The organism is Rossellomorea sedimentorum (assembly GCF_046237645.1).
In the GTDB taxonomy this organism is placed as follows: domain Bacteria; phylum Bacillota; class Bacilli; order Bacillales; family Bacillaceae_B; genus Rossellomorea; species Rossellomorea sedimentorum.
Genome location: NZ_CP143546.1, coordinates 2,698,829 through 2,713,776, shown reverse-complemented (window position 1 = coordinate 2,713,776; position 14,948 = coordinate 2,698,829). Strand labels below are relative to the sequence as shown.

Below are 14,948 nucleotides of genomic sequence, written 5' to 3'. Positions count from 1 at the left end.
TGATCCATATGGACAGGGACGGAGGGTCGAAACTTCAATATGAACTTAACGGGATCCCTCTGCCTTATTTGAGGGATCCCTTTTTGTCGGGGTGCTTTCGCGAATTTGTCAAAACAAGCTTTGCGAAGGACTCCTATACTGATACGTGTTTCGCCGCCTCTGATTAAAAAGGAGGAATCGAAAATGAAAAACACAGCTGATTTTATCAAAATGAAAAAAGAAAATGAAAAGATCTCCATGGTTACTGCCTATGATTATCCTTCTGCCAAACTTGCCGAAAAAGCCGGCCTGGATATGATTCTGGTAGGGGACTCCTTGGGGATGGTCGTCCTGGGCTATGACTCTACTGTAGCCGTGACACTGGAGGATATGATCCATCATACAAAGGCGGTCAGAAGAGGGGCACCTGATACTTTCATTGTCACTGACATGCCGTTTATGACTTACCACCTCTCAAAGCGTGATACACTGCAGGCAGCAATGGAAATCGTTCAAAAAAGCGGAGCTCATGCCCTCAAGGTCGAAGGAGGAGGCACGGTAGTCGACACCATTGAAGACCTGACAACAGCAGGTATTCCAGTTGTCGCCCATCTCGGACTGACACCTCAGTCGGTTGGAGTGCTGGGAGGATATAAAGTGCAAGGGAAAACAGCCGAGGCAGCCGCCAAACTAATGGAAGAGGCTAAACGATGCGAAGAAGCGGGTGCATTTGCCATAGTGGTGGAATGCATTCCACGTCAGCTTGCTGCTGAAGTCGCAAAGAGTGTCGATATCCCCATTATTGGTATAGGAGCAGGGAGCGAGACGGATGGCCAGGTCCTTGTCTTCCACGATATTATGACCTATGGGGTCGAAAGGATTCCAAAGTTCGTTAAAAAATATGGTGATTTTAATGAAATAGCAGCGGCTGGGCTCGAACATTACCATAAAGAGGTCAAAGAGGGTAGCTTTCCTGAGATCGGCCACACATTCACTATGAAAGAAGAAGAACTTCTTTCGTTGTACGGAGGAACCAAATAAATGCAGAAGTTTACGAAAATCTCCTCGATCCAGGAGTTCCTGTTAACGGAAAAACGGAAAGGCAAAAAGATAGGGTTCGTCCCCACCATGGGTTTTCTTCATGAAGGCCACCTAACACTTGCTAAAGAGGCGCGCAAGGAAAATGATATTGTGGTGATGAGTATTTTTGTCAACCCTTTGCAGTTCGGACCTAATGAAGATTTTGAAAGTTATCCGCGAAACCCTGATAAAGACTCCGAACTTGCCGAGTCAGTTGGAGTCGATGTGCTTTTTCTACCTGAAGCCGAAGAAATGTACTCCGGTTCGTCCGTTACAATGCATGTAACCGAGAGGACGGATGTCCTATGCGGCAGAAAAAGGGAAGGGCATTTCGATGGAGTGGTCACCGTAGTGTCCAAGCTTTTCAATATAGTAGGACCTGATAGGGCATATTTCGGTCTGAAAGATGCACAGCAGGTAGCCGTCATTGAAGGCCTTGTGAAAAGTCTTAATTTCCCGGTTGAGATTGTCAGGGTCCCAACTGTAAGGGAGGAAGACGGATTAGCGAAAAGCTCAAGGAATGTGTACCTGTCTGAAGAAGAAAGGGCTGAAGCACCAGTATTATATAGCAGCCTGAAAGATGCACTAACCCTTATTGCCGAAGGAGAGTCCAATCCGGAAGCTGTCATATCACATATTCAAAACCGGATTTCTGAGGAAACGACCGGGATCGTAGATTATATTGAAATCTATTCTTTTCCGGAATTAAAGGAGATTCCGAGAGTACAGGGCGAGGTAATCATTGCACTGGCAGTAAAATTTCAAAAAGCCCGTCTGATCGATAATATAATCATCAAGAAAACCCAGGAGGAGAAAACGTATGTTTAGAACGATGATGAGTGGAAAAATCCATAGAGCGACAGTGACAGAAGCGAACTTGAACTATGTTGGAAGTATTACGATAGACCAGGACATTCTTGACAGTGTCGGAATGCTTCCGAACGAAAAGGTTCAGATCGTCAATAATAACAACGGTGCAAGACTTGAGACGTATATCATTCCTGGTGAGCGCGGAAGCGGGGTATTCTGCTTGAATGGTGCAGCAGCAAGGCTTGTGCAGCCGGGGGATGTGATCATTGTCATCTCTTATAAACTAGTGCCGGAAGAAAAAGTCCATAGTCATGTACCAAAAGTGGCGATTATGGATCAAAATAATAAAATCGTTGAGATGCTGGGAACAGAACCCGAAGCAACTGTATATTGACCATTGATAAAGCGGGTGAACTTTCACTCGCTTTTTTATTGTCTATCAGTCTCCTAGTCCTGTTACACGATGTAAGGGGTGGACGAGACAGGGAAAATTAGGGGTAGTATGCAGCCGAGAAAATTTTTCCTATAATCTTCAATTTAGTTATACCAAATTCAATTGCTGACGTGCGCGCAGTACTTCATTTGGATCAGAACCACAAAATGAGACCCCGCGCGTGGTGCGCGCAGTACTTCATTTGTGACGGAACCACGAAATGATCCCCTGCGCGTGGTGCGCGCAGTACTTCATTTGGATGAAAACCACGAGATGATACCCCGCGCGTCGTCCGCCCAATACTTCATTTGGATCAGAACCACAAAATGAGACCCCTGGGGTGGTGCGCGCAGTATTTCATTTGGATGAAAACCACGAGATGATACCCCGCGCGTCTTCCGCACAATACTTCATATGGATCAGAACCACAAAATGAGACCCCGCGCGTGGTGCGCGCAGTACTTCATTTGGATGAAAACCACGAGATGATACCCCGCGCGTCTTCCGCGCAGTACTTCATTTGTGACGGAACCACGAAATGATCCCCTGCGCGTGGTGCGCGCAGTACTTCATTTGGATGAAAACCACGAGATGATACCCCGCGCGTCTTCCGCGCAGTACTTCATTTGGATGAAAACCACGAGATGATACCCCGCGCGTCTTCCGCGCAGTACTTCATTTGGATGAAAACCACGAGATGATACCCCGCGCGTCTTCCGCGCAATACTTCATTTGGACCAGAACCACAAAATGAAACCCCGCGCGTCATGCGCGCAGTACTTCATTTGGATGAAAACCACGAAATGATCCCCTGCGCGTCGTCCGCCCAATACTTCATTTGGGACGGAACCACAAAATGAGACCCCGCGTAGTTCATAGAAAAACCCCTTCAGGTATCATTCCTCACCTGCTCAAACTCAAAGGTTTTTGGAATGTTTCCCTGAAGGGGAGTCTAACATATGTGTTGGCCGCTTAATTATTTTACTACTCTTACTTCACTGTCGGGAAACCAAAGCCGGATGCTATATCATCACCCTGGGATGCATGTAAGCCTCCCAGTATATCGTTAGCTTTCGCTCTGTTTTGCAGTTCTAATCTCAAGTCAGAGTTTGATAGAGAAGGGTTCTGGGCCCAAATTTTTGCAGCAAGACCTGAGACGTGCGGCGTGGCCATTGAGGTGCCGCTGATTGTATTGTAATTTCCGTCATTCCACGTAGACAGGATATCGCGGCCAGGACCGGATACTTCTACGTCCTGTTCACCGATAACATAGTCCCCGTCTGTTGCAGGGTTGCCTCTGGAAGAAAAATCAGCAATGCGGTATGTTCCATTTTCGAAAGTATTCTCGAGTGCAGCCACGGCGACTGCTTCTTTCAGCCCGCCTGGATATCCAATTGTGTTTTCGTCAGGACCAGAGTTTCCAGCTGCCGCAACCACAAGAGTTCCGTTTGTGTTAGCATATTTTACTGCCTCGGAAATAAGTTCATCTTTACCGTCTGAACCAAGAGACATGGAAATGACCAAATTCACTCCAAGACGCTTGCTTTCGTCAGAAGCATGGCGGATGGCAGCAGCTATGTCGTCAGAGAAGCCCATTCCTGTGTCCCCTAAGACTTTGTAAGCCCAAAGTTTGGATTGGGGTGCAACTCCGTAAATTCCTGTGCCTGCATCTCCGCCATCTGCAAGGACACTTCCTGCAACATGTGTTCCGTGACCATGTAAATCTGAACAGCTCCCATTTTTCAAAGGAACTAGAAGTCCGGTAAAGTCCTTACACTGTTCCGCATTATTTTCTAAATCTTGGTGGTTGGTTTTTACTCCAGTGTCTAATACCGCTACGCGGATATTTTCACCGCCGCTGGTTGCTTGAATGGTGGGATCCTCGTACATTGCCTCGATGCCCCATGGTGTTTGGTCAGTAGGAGATACAGATTTATTTGAGCTTCCTGGAAGCACAAGTTGTACCTGTGACACTTTTTGAACAGATAGATTTTTATTCTTTTGAAGAGCTTCATATTGGCTTTGTGTCACAGTTGTAGAAAATGTCTCCTCATCGAGATCCCATCTTGAACCATACTTGTTCTTTGCTTCTTTTTTGAAATTGCTTTTTTCAGATTGTATGTACACTCTGAATTTTTCCTGGCCTTTATCCGCCTCCTGAGCCTTTTCTGCTGCCTGCACCCCGAAGGAAGGAGAAATTAAAGCGGCTCCCAAAAGAAGGGTCCCTAAGAATTTCGAAGATTTTTTCATGTACAACATCCTTTCTTGAAAATGATTTAATATTTTGTATTTTCGTGCAACTAAAACTTAGCAGAATATTTTTAAGTTTAAAAGAGGACTAAGAGCATGATGGTAATCGAACACGAATGATTAGAAGTAAGAATCTTTAAAGATTTCTAGGATAAAGGTATAGTCCTTATCCTTAATTTGGATATTTACTCACACATTTTTGCCCTTCTATATTTTGGAAGAAGCAAGACATTAATCCTACAGAAATGACATAAAAAGGCATATTCTTTTGGGCATATGATTGAAATGGGAGTGACTGGTTGGGATTTTGTAGAGGTATTCTATATAAGTGGATAAAATAAGAGTTTAGTGGTGAAGCTTTCATACTTGTTGATTCACTAAATTTCTACTCGAAATGGTCGATTGAAACAGTATTTCTACTCGCTCCCTTCTGGCTCTGCTGCAAGGAATTATGGTACACTTGTGAAGATAAAGAGAGAAGACAAAGGCTGTGTGATTTTATGGTACCTCATAAAATAGTTGTAGTGGATTTGGAGACTACAGGAAATTCCCCGAAAAAAGGGGATAAAATTATTCAATTAGCTGCAATGGTGGTCCAAGGAGGAACTGTTGTAGATTCGTATACGACATTTGTGAATCCCGGCATTAGCATTCCTTCTTTTATTGAGGAACTGACAGGGATCAACGATGAAATGGTGAAAGATGCCCCTGAATTTTCCGAAATTGCTCCAAAGGTTCTGGAGTTGCTGGACGGGGCTGTTTTTTGTGCACATAATGTTTCCTTCGATTTGGGATTTTTACAGTCTGAATTAGAAGAGGCCGGGTATAATCCTTTTTCCGGCCCTTCTTTTGATACTGTTGAGCTGGCGAAGATTACGCTGCCGACTGCTGACAGTTATAAACTGACTGAACTATCGGACAGGTTCTCGTTGAACCATAGCCGGCCTCATCAGGCAGATAGTGATGCACTGGTAACGGCTGAGCTTTTAATTTATTTTATAGAAGTATTGACAAAGCTTCCTCTCGTGACGCTTGAACAACTGGAGAAGCTCTCAGCTTGGCTTAAAAGTGACTTGTCCATGCTGTTTTCCAACATTCTTGCTCATAAACGGAAGTCAGTACCTGATATCCACCCTGAACTTGAAGTATTCAGGGGGATTGCATTGAAAAGGAAAGAGGATCTGCCGCAGTCTGGCTATGAAAAATCCGCATTACCCTTTCCAGCAGGAGAAGAGGATAAAAAGGCACTGTTATCCTCTGCCATAGCGGAATTTGAAAAAAGAGATGGCCAGTATTTGATGATGGATAAAGCGTATGAAGCAATGACAGCCAATAAGCATTTGATCATCGAAGCAGGGACCGGAGTTGGGAAATCCTTGGGGTACCTGCTCCCCGCTGTCTATTACAGTAAACAAAAAGGTGTTCCCGTTGTAGTGAGTACTTATACGATTCAGCTGCAGGAGCAATTGCTTGAGAAAGAAATTAACTTCCTTCGGGGGATGATTGATTTCCCTTTTCACGCAGTACTTCTGAAAGGCAAGAATCACTATTTGAATTTGTTTAAGTTTGAACAGTCATTGACAGAAGAAGATAATCATTACGATATCGCCATTACAAAAATGCAGATTCTCGTCTGGTTGACTACAACTGAAACCGGCGATGTGGATGAACTGAACCTGAGCAGCGGGGGAAGATTATTCTGGAACAGGATCAGGCATGATGGATGGCATATCAAGAAAGACCCCTGGATCGGAAAGGACTTCTATCTTCATGCCCGCAATATGTCCAAAAAAGCGGACTTAATCATTACCAACCATTCAATGCTCCTGGCCGACCTTGTCAGCGATAGAAAGTTGCTGCCTCCGTATGATACCGTCATTATCGATGAAGCCCATCATCTGGAGAAATCAGCACGTACACATTTTGGGAAAGTTATTGATTACCTGTCTGCCAAGTTTGTCATCGGTCAATTAGGAGCGTTGGACCATAAACAGCTGTATCATAAGTTAGAAAATATGCTGGAGAAATATTCTATTAAATCAGATCTCCATTCGTTTGAGTTAGATCAGATTGTACATGATTTTTATAGAGAAATTGAGGAATGCTTTTCAGTCATCACTTCTCTTTTCCTAAAACACTCAAATAGGAGGAAAGGAATTCAGAAAATCCAGATGCGGCTGACTCATTCGCTGCTTACCTCATCGGAGTGGTTGCCGGCAGTCATGAGTGTTGAAAGAGTAATCTCTGCCATGAAAAAAATTGAAACGGAAATGGACAGCCGTTTGCGTAAGATGAAAGAGAAGGAGAATGCTCTTGATGACTCTGAGAAAGCATCATTAGAGGAATTCTACAGTTTCATAGTGGAATGGAGCGAGTTGAGGTCAAATTTCCGGGATGTGTTTGTATCACCATCGGAAAAAGACGTCATTTGGCTGGAAGGCGATTTACGCTCTCTGCCAAACAGTCTGATGATTCAGTCTCAGCTGGCATCTGTAGGAGAGAAGTTAAACAATTCGTTTTTTAGTGAAAAGAAATGTGTGATTATGACTTCAGCTACCTTGACTGTGCAAAATTCATTCAAATACTACCAAGACGAATTGGGACTATCCAGTCAGGACGTGGACACTGTCCGAATTTCCTCTCCCTTTCAGTATAACGAAATGACAAAGCTGTTCATCCCAACAGATGTCCCTGAGATTCAAAATGTCTCGCTGGATGAATATGTAGAGTCGATAGCAGCACATTTGATAGGTGTGGCACAAGCCACGAAGGGAAGGATGCTCGTCCTGTTCACTGCCTATGATATGCTGAGAAAAACCCATGACCTTATGAAAGACAGTGGTCTTCTTGAAGACTTTGTACTAATGGCACAAGGGATTTCCAGTGGAAGCAGGACCAGGCTGACAAAGAATTTTCAGCGGTTTGATAAGGCCATTCTTTTCGGGACAAGCAGCTTCTGGGAGGGTGTGGATATTCCCGGGGAAGACTTGTCCTGCCTTGTCCTTGTTCGGCTGCCTTTTTCCCCGCCTGATGAACCGGTGGCCCAGGCTAAAAGTGAGCTTCTAAAGAATGAAGGGAAAAATCCATTTTCTCATTACTCACTCCCTGAAGCGATCCTGCGTTTTAAGCAGGGAGTTGGCAGACTGATAAGACGAAGTACTGACAGGGGAATCGTCATCGTATTTGACAGGCGGATCATCACTGCAAGATACGGGAAGGCCTTCCTGGACTCGATTCCGGACATGCCTGTAAGACAGGGAGAGCTGCATGATATGGTGGAATTGATTGAAGATTGGCTTTGACTTCTATAGTGTTTTTTATCCGGCAAGTCCTTTATTACCGGATAAATTTTCATGATTAACGTACTCTATATGTAGAAGTGTAATGGGGAGGTATGTTCGTCATGAGACGCTTAATAATGACATTCCTGCTGCTGATGTTTTTTCTGTCTTCAGAAGGGAATATAATAGCAGCTGATCCGCAGGTGGATCTAAAGCTGAAACCTGACGAGTTTGCTCTTTCTTTTCTGCCGTTTGCCAAAGGTGAAGTTGCCGTCATCCACCTCCCAGAGGGAATCAACTACCTGGTCAACACAGGAGAAAGTACAGAGTTGAAGGATCTGGAGTCAATCTTAAATAAGTACGGTGTGCAGAAAATCAAGGGAGTCCTGGTCACTGACCCTAAAGAATATCATCCGGAATCACTTAAAGTAATCACCGAAAAGTGGGGAGTAGAGGAGATCCTGACAGGCTCCAAGCTTGCGGAAGGGTTTTTCATTCCTGGCCTCAATATCCGTTCGTTGGTCAAAGGTGAAAAACTTCCATTGAATCAAGAGGTTGCCATTGACATAATGTATGAAGGAAATCAGGCGAATGAAGGGCTCGACTTCACAGTTACAGCATTGCCTCATCGTTTTTTATGGCTTAGTTCACATTCAAGGATTGCGGAAGATTCTCTAATCAATGAACAATTGAATGATGTAAATATATTGAAAGTTCCTTTATATGATAAAACGGAACTTTTATCGGAAAGGCTGTTGAATCATATTGATCCTCAGACAGCCATTTTTTACCGTGAGAAGAAAAAGTATATAAATACGGACTTGCTCGAATTGTTTCATGAAAGCTGGATTGATGTTTATTTCACGGGACAACATGGACTTATCACCATAAAATTCAATGAAAATAATTACGAAGTCATTACCTTTCCCGAAGAGAACCAGGTGCTTGGATAGTAAAAAAAGTGAAGAGAGGACTGCTTAGACAGCCCCCGGAAGAAATGTGTGTGGTTTAGAATTATTTTTGTTTGATTGTGTTCGGATCAGGCTTAAATGCTGTTATAATGGGTAATGGTTCTACTGTTATTGTGTCTTAATCCATGTTCAATATTAGTAACAATTTTTGTGATGTAAGGGGGAATTTCTTTGGAAAGCAAAATTGAAGTATTATCAACAGTTAAGATCCAGCATTCACCTGACTTTTATAAAGTGGTCGATGCTCTAAATCGTACATTGAAAGAAAGAGACCTGATGTTCGGCCTTGCTTTGGATCCTGAGGACCAGGAGCAGGCAATCTTTACAATATATCGTACATAAAGAAGTGATGAAATGAAAAAAACCATATTTTTTGTCGTACTACTGACGATTGTGATTATAGGTTCTATGATTGCCGTTTTCTTAAATGCCAGATCGCCTGTGAATGAAAAGGCGGAGGTTGCTTTACAAAGGGCACAATCGGAAACGGAGATTGCCTCCACCGAAGATGTTTCCCTCTACAACGGAAAGAATTCCTATGTGGTCATCACCGGAGAAAATACTTCCGGCGAAAAAATCATCGTTTGGGTCCCGGAAAAAAAAGAAGCCGAAATTATTGTGAAAAAATGGGCGGATGGCATCTCGAAAGAAGCCGCAATTAATAAACTGAATGATGAAAACGATGTAAATGAAATCCTCTCTGTCAAACTGGGCATGGAGAGCGTCGGTCCAGTTTGGGAGCTGACATATCTGGATGAAAACGAGCATTTAAACTATTATTATCTTCTCTTTGAGACCGGTGAATGGTGGAGAAAGATAGAAAATCTTTAAAGGAGGAAATGTGGATGAAATGGGAATTAGCGGAAAGGGTCAGTGCGTTAACACCTTCAACAACCCTGGCCATTACAGCAAAAGCAAAAGAAATGAAGTCCAAAGGCATCGATGTAATCGGGCTTGGAGCAGGAGAGCCTGACTTCAATACACCGGAACATATTATATCTGCTGCTGCGGCTTCAATGAGAGAAGGGCATACAAAATACACTCCTGCTGGAGGACTTGCTGGATTAAAGGATGCCATCATCAATAAATTTAAAAATGACCAAGGTATTTCTTACGAGCCCTCGGAAGTGATTGTCACAAGCGGTGCAAAACATGCCTTATACACACTCTTCCAGGTCCTTCTTAATGAAGGAGATGAAGTCATTATCCCAACACCTTACTGGGTAAGCTACCCTGAACAAGTGAAACTTGCAGGAGGCAATCCTATATTCATTGACGGCAGGGAAGAGAATGAATACAAAATTACTCCTGAGCAATTAAAGGAAGCAGTTACAGATAAAACAAAAGCCGTTATCTTCAATTCTCCAAGCAACCCGACAGGTATGCTTTACAGCAAGGAAGAGCTGGAAGCAATAGGGCAGGTCTGCCTGGAGAAAAATATCCTCATCGTGTCAGATGAGATCTATGAAAAGTTAGTATATGAAGGTAATGCCCACGTTTCGATTGCAGAGATCTCTCCTCAGTTGAAAGCACAGACTGTCGTCATCAACGGCGTTTCCAAGTCTCATTCAATGACAGGGTGGAGGATTGGTTATGCAGCTGGTGATGCAAAGATCATTAAAGCAATGACGAACCTGGCAAGCCATTCTACCTCTAATCCGACAACTACATCTCAGTACGGATCGATTGCGGCCTATGAGGGGACACAGGAGCCTGTTGAAGAAATGAGAAGAGCTTTTGAAGAAAGGTTGAACATTGTCTTTGAAAAGTTGAATGCCATTCCAGGATTCAATTGCTTAAAGCCGCAAGGAGCATTCTATCTTTTTCCTAATGTGAAGGAAGCGGCTCAGTTGAGCGGGTATGAGTCAGTTGATTCTTTTGTCAAAGCCCTGCTTGAAGAGGCTGAGGTTGCTGTCATTCCAGGCTCTGGATTTGGCTCTCCTGATAACATACGGTTGTCATACGCCACTTCACTTGACTTATTTGAAAAGGCGTTAGAGAGAATGCACTCTTTTGTCAATCAAAAAATCGAAGAGTCGAAATAAGCAGGATAACCGGCGGCAGCCATTGGCTGCTGCCGTAAACTGCTGCCATGGAGGCAGCGTTTCTTTGTTGCCTGGGTATGTCGGGAAATGTATAATAAAAACAAATTGATACATAAGTGTGTTGAGTTTTTGGAGGGAATAAAGTGAAAACAACAATTGCAGAAGTAAGTAAGCATGTTGGAGAAGAAGTGACCATCGGCGCATGGCTTGCGAATAAAAGGTCAAGTGGAAAGATCGCTTTCCTTCAACTAAGAGATGGTACAGGCTTCATTCAAGGTGTAGTCGTAAAGAGTGAAGTGGAAGAAGAAATCTTCCAAAAAGCCAAATCCATTACACAAGAGACATCTTTATATGTAACTGGTGTCATTCAGGAGGATAGCCGTTCTCCTTTCGGATATGAAATGCAGGTGAAAGGTATCGAGGTCATTCATGAATCTGTAGACTATCCGATTACACCAAAAGAACATGGAACTGAATTCTTGATGGACAATCGTCATTTATGGCTCCGGTCCCGCCGCCAGCATGCGGTGATGAAGGTGAGAAATGAAATCATCCGTGCGACATATGAATTCTTCAATAAAGAAGGATTCGTGAAAGTGGACCCGCCAATCCTGACAGGAAGTGCTCCAGAAGGGACTTCAGAGCTTTTCCATACGAAGTACTTCGATGAAGATGCCTACCTGTCCCAAAGTGGTCAATTATACATGGAAGCAGCGGCCATGGCTTTAGGGAAAGTATTCTCTTTCGGTCCGACATTCCGTGCCGAAAAGTCTAAAACACGCCGTCATCTTATTGAGTTCTGGATGATTGAGCCTGAGATGGCCTTTTACGAGCATGAAGACAGCCTGAAAGTGCAGGAAGAATATGTGTCCCATATCGTTCAGTCTGTACTCGAAAATTGCAAATTGGAACTGGAAAGGCTCGGACGTGATACAGCCAAGCTTGAAAATATCAAGACACCGTTCCCGCGTATCACTTACGATGATGCAATCGAATTCCTTAAGGAAAAAGGATTTGATGATATTGAGTGGGGAGACGACTTTGGGGCTCCGCACGAGACTGCAATTGCAGAAAGCTATGACAAACCCGTGTTCATCACTCATTACCCAACGTCATTGAAGCCATTCTACATGCAGCCTGATCCAAATCGCGAGGATGTTGTGCTGTGTGCCGACTTGATCGCTCCAGAAGGCTACGGAGAAATCATCGGAGGTTCCGAGCGTCTGCATGATCACGAAATCCTAAGCCAGCGCATCAAGGAACACGATCTTGATCCGGAAGCTTACAAGTGGTATCTGGAATTACGTAAATACGGTTCTGTGCCTCACTCCGGATTCGGACTTGGATTGGAAAGAACAGTGGCATGGATCAGCGGCGTCGAGCACGTACGCGAATCCATCCCATTCCCAAGATTATTGAACCGTCTCTATCCTTAATCTTTAATAAAAAACGACTGTCTTGTGCTTGGGCCAAGGCAGTCGTTTTTATCTTGATGGATTTTACTACGGTTATAAGTGTTTGGATTTTATTAATCCTCTAGGACGGCTTTACGGGGTTGTAAAGGACGATAGTGAGTCGATTTTAGAAGTTAACGACCTATAGCGGGGTTGTAAAGGACAATAGTGGGTCGAATTAGAAATTACCGACCTATAGCGGAGTTGTAAAGGACGATAGCGAGTCATATTAGAAAATACGTCCTATAACCGTCTTGTAGAGGGACGATGGAGAGTCGTTTAAGAAAGGCTCCATCGGTCAGCGCCTAGCGGATTTCAGGCTCCTTTCTTACGATAAGTCAACAAGTTCATTTCCTTGCCGCGTCCCAAAAGGAACTTAGAAAAAAATCGGCTTCTGGTTTTTTTTTCTGTCATAAACTTTTCTGAGTTTTAATGTATTCTTGGCCAATAGGAAATGAACATCGACTCCCTATGTTCGTAGTGTTTCCTTTATCTCATCCAGGAGCCCTACAATCCGTACGGCGCTGGACGGCCGTTTGTGCTTTTGATTTTACTTTGTAGTCTTTTCCATGTTCAGTGTTTCTTTCATCATGATATACTAATATAGAGGTGGGCGTATAATGGATTATAAACAACTGATGGTCAGCTGGATGGAAGAGGGTACTGTAAGCATCCCTCAACTTCTGCTTTCCAATTATCATAAACTTGGGTTGAGTGAATCAGATTTTGTTTTGCTGCTTCAAGTCTTTTCTTTTATTGAAAAAGGCAACGACTTTCCTACTCCTGAAGAACTTTCCTCCAAAATGAGTTTCTCCAGTGAAGAGTGTTCATCTATTCTCAGAAGGCTTGTTCAGAACCAATTTATTGCCATAGAAGAAGGGCATTCACAGAGTGGAATCCTTTATGAGAAATATTCATTGAAACCGTTATGGACCAAACTTGCTGAGTTTGTAATGTCAGAAAGTAAATCAGACAGCATGGAAAAAACGCGTCTTGATGAAACAGATCTTTATACTGTTTTTGAGCAAGAGTTCAGCCGGCCGCTATCACCGTTGGAATGTGAAACGCTTGCTATGTGGGTAGACCAGGACGAACATAATGCGGTCATTATTAAGGCGGCATTACGCGAAGCTGTCATTTCCGGCAAGCTCAATTTTCGGTACATTGACCGGATTTTGTTTGAATGGAAAAAGAACGGTGTGAAAACCATTGAGCAGGCCAAAAAGCATGGGGAGCGATTCAGGCCTCACCAAAAAGTGCAGTCTGCACCTCAATCTTCGCAATCGGATAAGAAAACTGTACCGTTTTATAATTGGCTTGAGCAGTAATTGTTCAGGAAGTCAGCTAAGAAGGAATGTCACGATGGATGTGGCATTCCCTGTTTTTAATGATGTAATATAGGGGAATACATACTTAATATAAACAAAATAGTAGTGGTGAATAATTATGTTGAACAAAAGTCAAATCGAGTATTGCCTGACGGAAATGGAAAAGATGTTTCCTGATGCTCATTGTGAATTGAATCATCGTAATCCGTTTGATTTGGTAATCGCTGTCCTGTTATCAGCACAGTGCACAGATGTGCTGGTCAATAAAGTAACGAAAACGCTGTTTGAAAAATATAAGACACCGGAAGACTATCTTGCAGTCAGTCTGGAAGAGCTTCAACAGGATATACGTTCAATCGGCTTATACAGAAATAAGGCAAAGAACATTAGAAGCCTTTGTGAAATTCTCTTGGAAGAATATGGAGGAGAAGTGCCTCAATCGAGAGATGAGCTGGTGAAGCTGCCGGGAGTCGGTCGTAAAACAGCAAACGTAGTGGTATCGGTAGCATTCGGAGAACCGGCGCTGGCAGTAGATACCCATGTCGAAAGGGTAAGCAAACGGCTGGCAATCTGCCGCTGGAAAGACAGTGTGTTAGAGGTTGAAAAAACCTTAATGAGAAAGATACCGCGGGCAAAATGGACGGATACCCATCATCGATTGATCTTTTTCGGAAGGTATCATTGCAAAGCCCAATCTCCTCAATGTGAGATTTGTCCGCTCCTTCATCTATGCAGGGAAGGCCAAAAGCGCATGAAGAGGAAAAAGTAGGTGGAGAATATTATTTGCTTATCTGTCCCAGAACAAGTACAACATCCTTTATTTTATCAGGATGTGGAGGAAAAGGTTTCAATAAACAGCCTGCAGCCGGACCCTTTGCATCCTGTGTTCTCTTTAGAAATCCTCTATTACAATAAGCTTTTAGATACTTTGGCGCCATGGGAAAATGCTGCCCAAATTAAAGAAGCGGAAGGGGAATGGCATGTTCTCCGGGAGAAACTGAATGAAGTGTATACTGTGAGGTCGGCTGAAAAAGTTAACTCGCTGATGAAAAAGGCTATAGGGCATTTCATGATGTATCTTTTCTGGACAAACGGTATGCCAGCCCAGCCGGCAAGTTGGGAAAAAGAACTGCAGTACATGGTGGTGAAACCGGTTAATGTTGGGGAAAGGCTGGGTTTTGTAATGATGCAGCCAGCATTATTTCACTCCTATAAACAATTAGATCAGTTGTTTATTGAGCAAATGAAACAATACGCAAAACATCAAGCCATTCAAAAGCATAGATAAGAAAAACAGCGTCTGACCTGAGGTCAGAC

General features: G+C 43.5%; 13 protein-coding genes. 12 read left to right on the top strand and 1 reads right to left on the bottom strand.

Going from position 1 to position 14,948, the window contains the following annotated elements:
• Positions 1-183: 183 nt before the first annotated feature.
• From panB to panD, 3 genes are read left to right on the top strand one after another with little or no spacing between them, the layout of a single operon-like run.
• Positions 184-1,020 (top strand): 3-methyl-2-oxobutanoate hydroxymethyltransferase, encoded by an 837-nt coding sequence (gene panB / locus V1502_RS13460; RefSeq protein ID WP_409251158.1) that lies wholly within the window; start codon positions 184-186, stop codon positions 1,018-1,020.
• Entirely contained in the window at positions 1,021-1,887 is an 867-nt protein-coding gene (gene panC, locus V1502_RS13455; protein WP_409251157.1) for a pantoate--beta-alanine ligase, read from the top strand.
• Positions 1,880-2,263 carry an aspartate 1-decarboxylase gene (gene panD / locus V1502_RS13450; protein WP_409251156.1) on the top strand — a complete coding sequence of 128 codons (384 nt, stop codon included), beginning with the start codon at positions 1,880-1,882 and terminating at the stop codon, positions 2,261-2,263. Before panC ends, panD begins: the two co-directional genes overlap by 8 nt.
• A 1,029-nt stretch (positions 2,264-3,292) precedes the next feature.
• Here the strand turns inward: panD and V1502_RS13445 are convergent.
• On the bottom strand, positions 3,293-4,552 hold the full coding sequence (locus V1502_RS13445; RefSeq protein WP_409251155.1) for a S8 family peptidase: 1,260 nt from the start codon (positions 4,550-4,552) through the stop codon (positions 3,293-3,295).
• 500 nt (positions 4,553-5,052) lie between these two features.
• On the opposite strand from V1502_RS13445, the gene dinG reads away from it, so the two are divergent.
• From dinG to V1502_RS13400, 9 genes are all read left to right on the top strand, one after another.
• The gene (dinG, locus tag V1502_RS13440; protein ID WP_409251154.1) at positions 5,053-7,854 is read left to right on the top strand and encodes an ATP-dependent DNA helicase DinG; all 2,802 of its coding nucleotides are present in this window, start codon (positions 5,053-5,055) and stop codon (positions 7,852-7,854) included.
• A 101-nt stretch (positions 7,855-7,955) separates the two neighbouring features.
• Positions 7,956-8,786 (top strand): hypothetical protein, encoded by an 831-nt coding sequence (locus tag V1502_RS13435; RefSeq protein WP_409251153.1) that lies wholly within the window; start codon positions 7,956-7,958, stop codon positions 8,784-8,786.
• Between the two features lie 189 nt (positions 8,787-8,975).
• Positions 8,976-9,146, top strand: a complete 171-nt coding sequence (locus V1502_RS13430) for a YpmA family protein (RefSeq protein WP_006838066.1) — start codon at positions 8,976-8,978, stop codon at positions 9,144-9,146.
• A gap of 12 nt (positions 9,147-9,158) precedes the next feature.
• A complete protein-coding gene (locus V1502_RS13425) occupies positions 9,159-9,635 on the top strand; it encodes a DUF5590 domain-containing protein (RefSeq protein ID WP_409251152.1) in 477 nt (158 codons plus the stop codon).
• Positions 9,636-9,649: 14 nt separating this feature from the next.
• Positions 9,650-10,849: a pyridoxal phosphate-dependent aminotransferase gene (locus V1502_RS13420; protein WP_409251151.1), complete on the top strand. Its 1,200-nt coding sequence runs from the start codon at positions 9,650-9,652 to the stop codon at positions 10,847-10,849.
• A 143-nt stretch (positions 10,850-10,992) separates the two neighbouring features.
• A complete protein-coding gene (gene asnS, locus V1502_RS13415; RefSeq protein WP_409251150.1) occupies positions 10,993-12,285 on the top strand; it encodes an asparagine--tRNA ligase in 1,293 nt (430 codons plus the stop codon).
• A gap of 638 nt (positions 12,286-12,923) precedes the next feature.
• Positions 12,924-13,631, top strand: a complete 708-nt coding sequence (locus V1502_RS13410; RefSeq protein WP_409251149.1) for a DnaD domain-containing protein — start codon at positions 12,924-12,926, stop codon at positions 13,629-13,631.
• A gap of 118 nt (positions 13,632-13,749) precedes the next feature.
• A complete protein-coding gene (gene nth, locus V1502_RS13405; RefSeq protein ID WP_409251148.1) occupies positions 13,750-14,400 on the top strand; it encodes an endonuclease III in 651 nt (216 codons plus the stop codon).
• Entirely contained in the window at positions 14,401-14,919 is a 519-nt protein-coding gene (locus V1502_RS13400) for a YpoC family protein (RefSeq protein ID WP_409251147.1), read from the top strand. It begins immediately after the preceding gene.
• Positions 14,920-14,948: the final 29 nt, after the last annotated feature.

Excerpts from the sequence above, each read along its gene's own strand:
- nth (WP_409251148.1), top strand. The coding sequence starts at position 13,750 with ATGTTGAACAAAAGTCAAATCGAGTATTGCCTGACGGAAATGGAAAAG.
- dinG (WP_409251154.1), top strand. The coding sequence starts at position 5,053 with ATGGTACCTCATAAAATAGTTGTAGTGGATTTGGAGACTACAGGAAAT.
- V1502_RS13425 (WP_409251152.1), top strand. The coding sequence starts at position 9,159 with ATGAAAAAAACCATATTTTTTGTCGTACTACTGACGATTGTGATTATA.
- panD (WP_409251156.1), top strand. The coding sequence starts at position 1,880 with ATGTTTAGAACGATGATGAGTGGAAAAATCCATAGAGCGACAGTGACA.
- V1502_RS13435 (WP_409251153.1), top strand. The coding sequence starts at position 7,956 with ATGAGACGCTTAATAATGACATTCCTGCTGCTGATGTTTTTTCTGTCT.
- panC (WP_409251157.1), top strand. The coding sequence starts at position 1,021 with ATGCAGAAGTTTACGAAAATCTCCTCGATCCAGGAGTTCCTGTTAACG.
- panB (WP_409251158.1), top strand. The coding sequence starts at position 184 with ATGAAAAACACAGCTGATTTTATCAAAATGAAAAAAGAAAATGAAAAG.
- V1502_RS13445 (WP_409251155.1), bottom strand. The coding sequence starts at position 4,552 with ATGAAAAAATCTTCGAAATTCTTAGGGACCCTTCTTTTGGGAGCCGCT.
- V1502_RS13420 (WP_409251151.1), top strand. The coding sequence starts at position 9,650 with ATGAAATGGGAATTAGCGGAAAGGGTCAGTGCGTTAACACCTTCAACA.
- V1502_RS13410 (WP_409251149.1), top strand. The coding sequence starts at position 12,924 with ATGGATTATAAACAACTGATGGTCAGCTGGATGGAAGAGGGTACTGTA.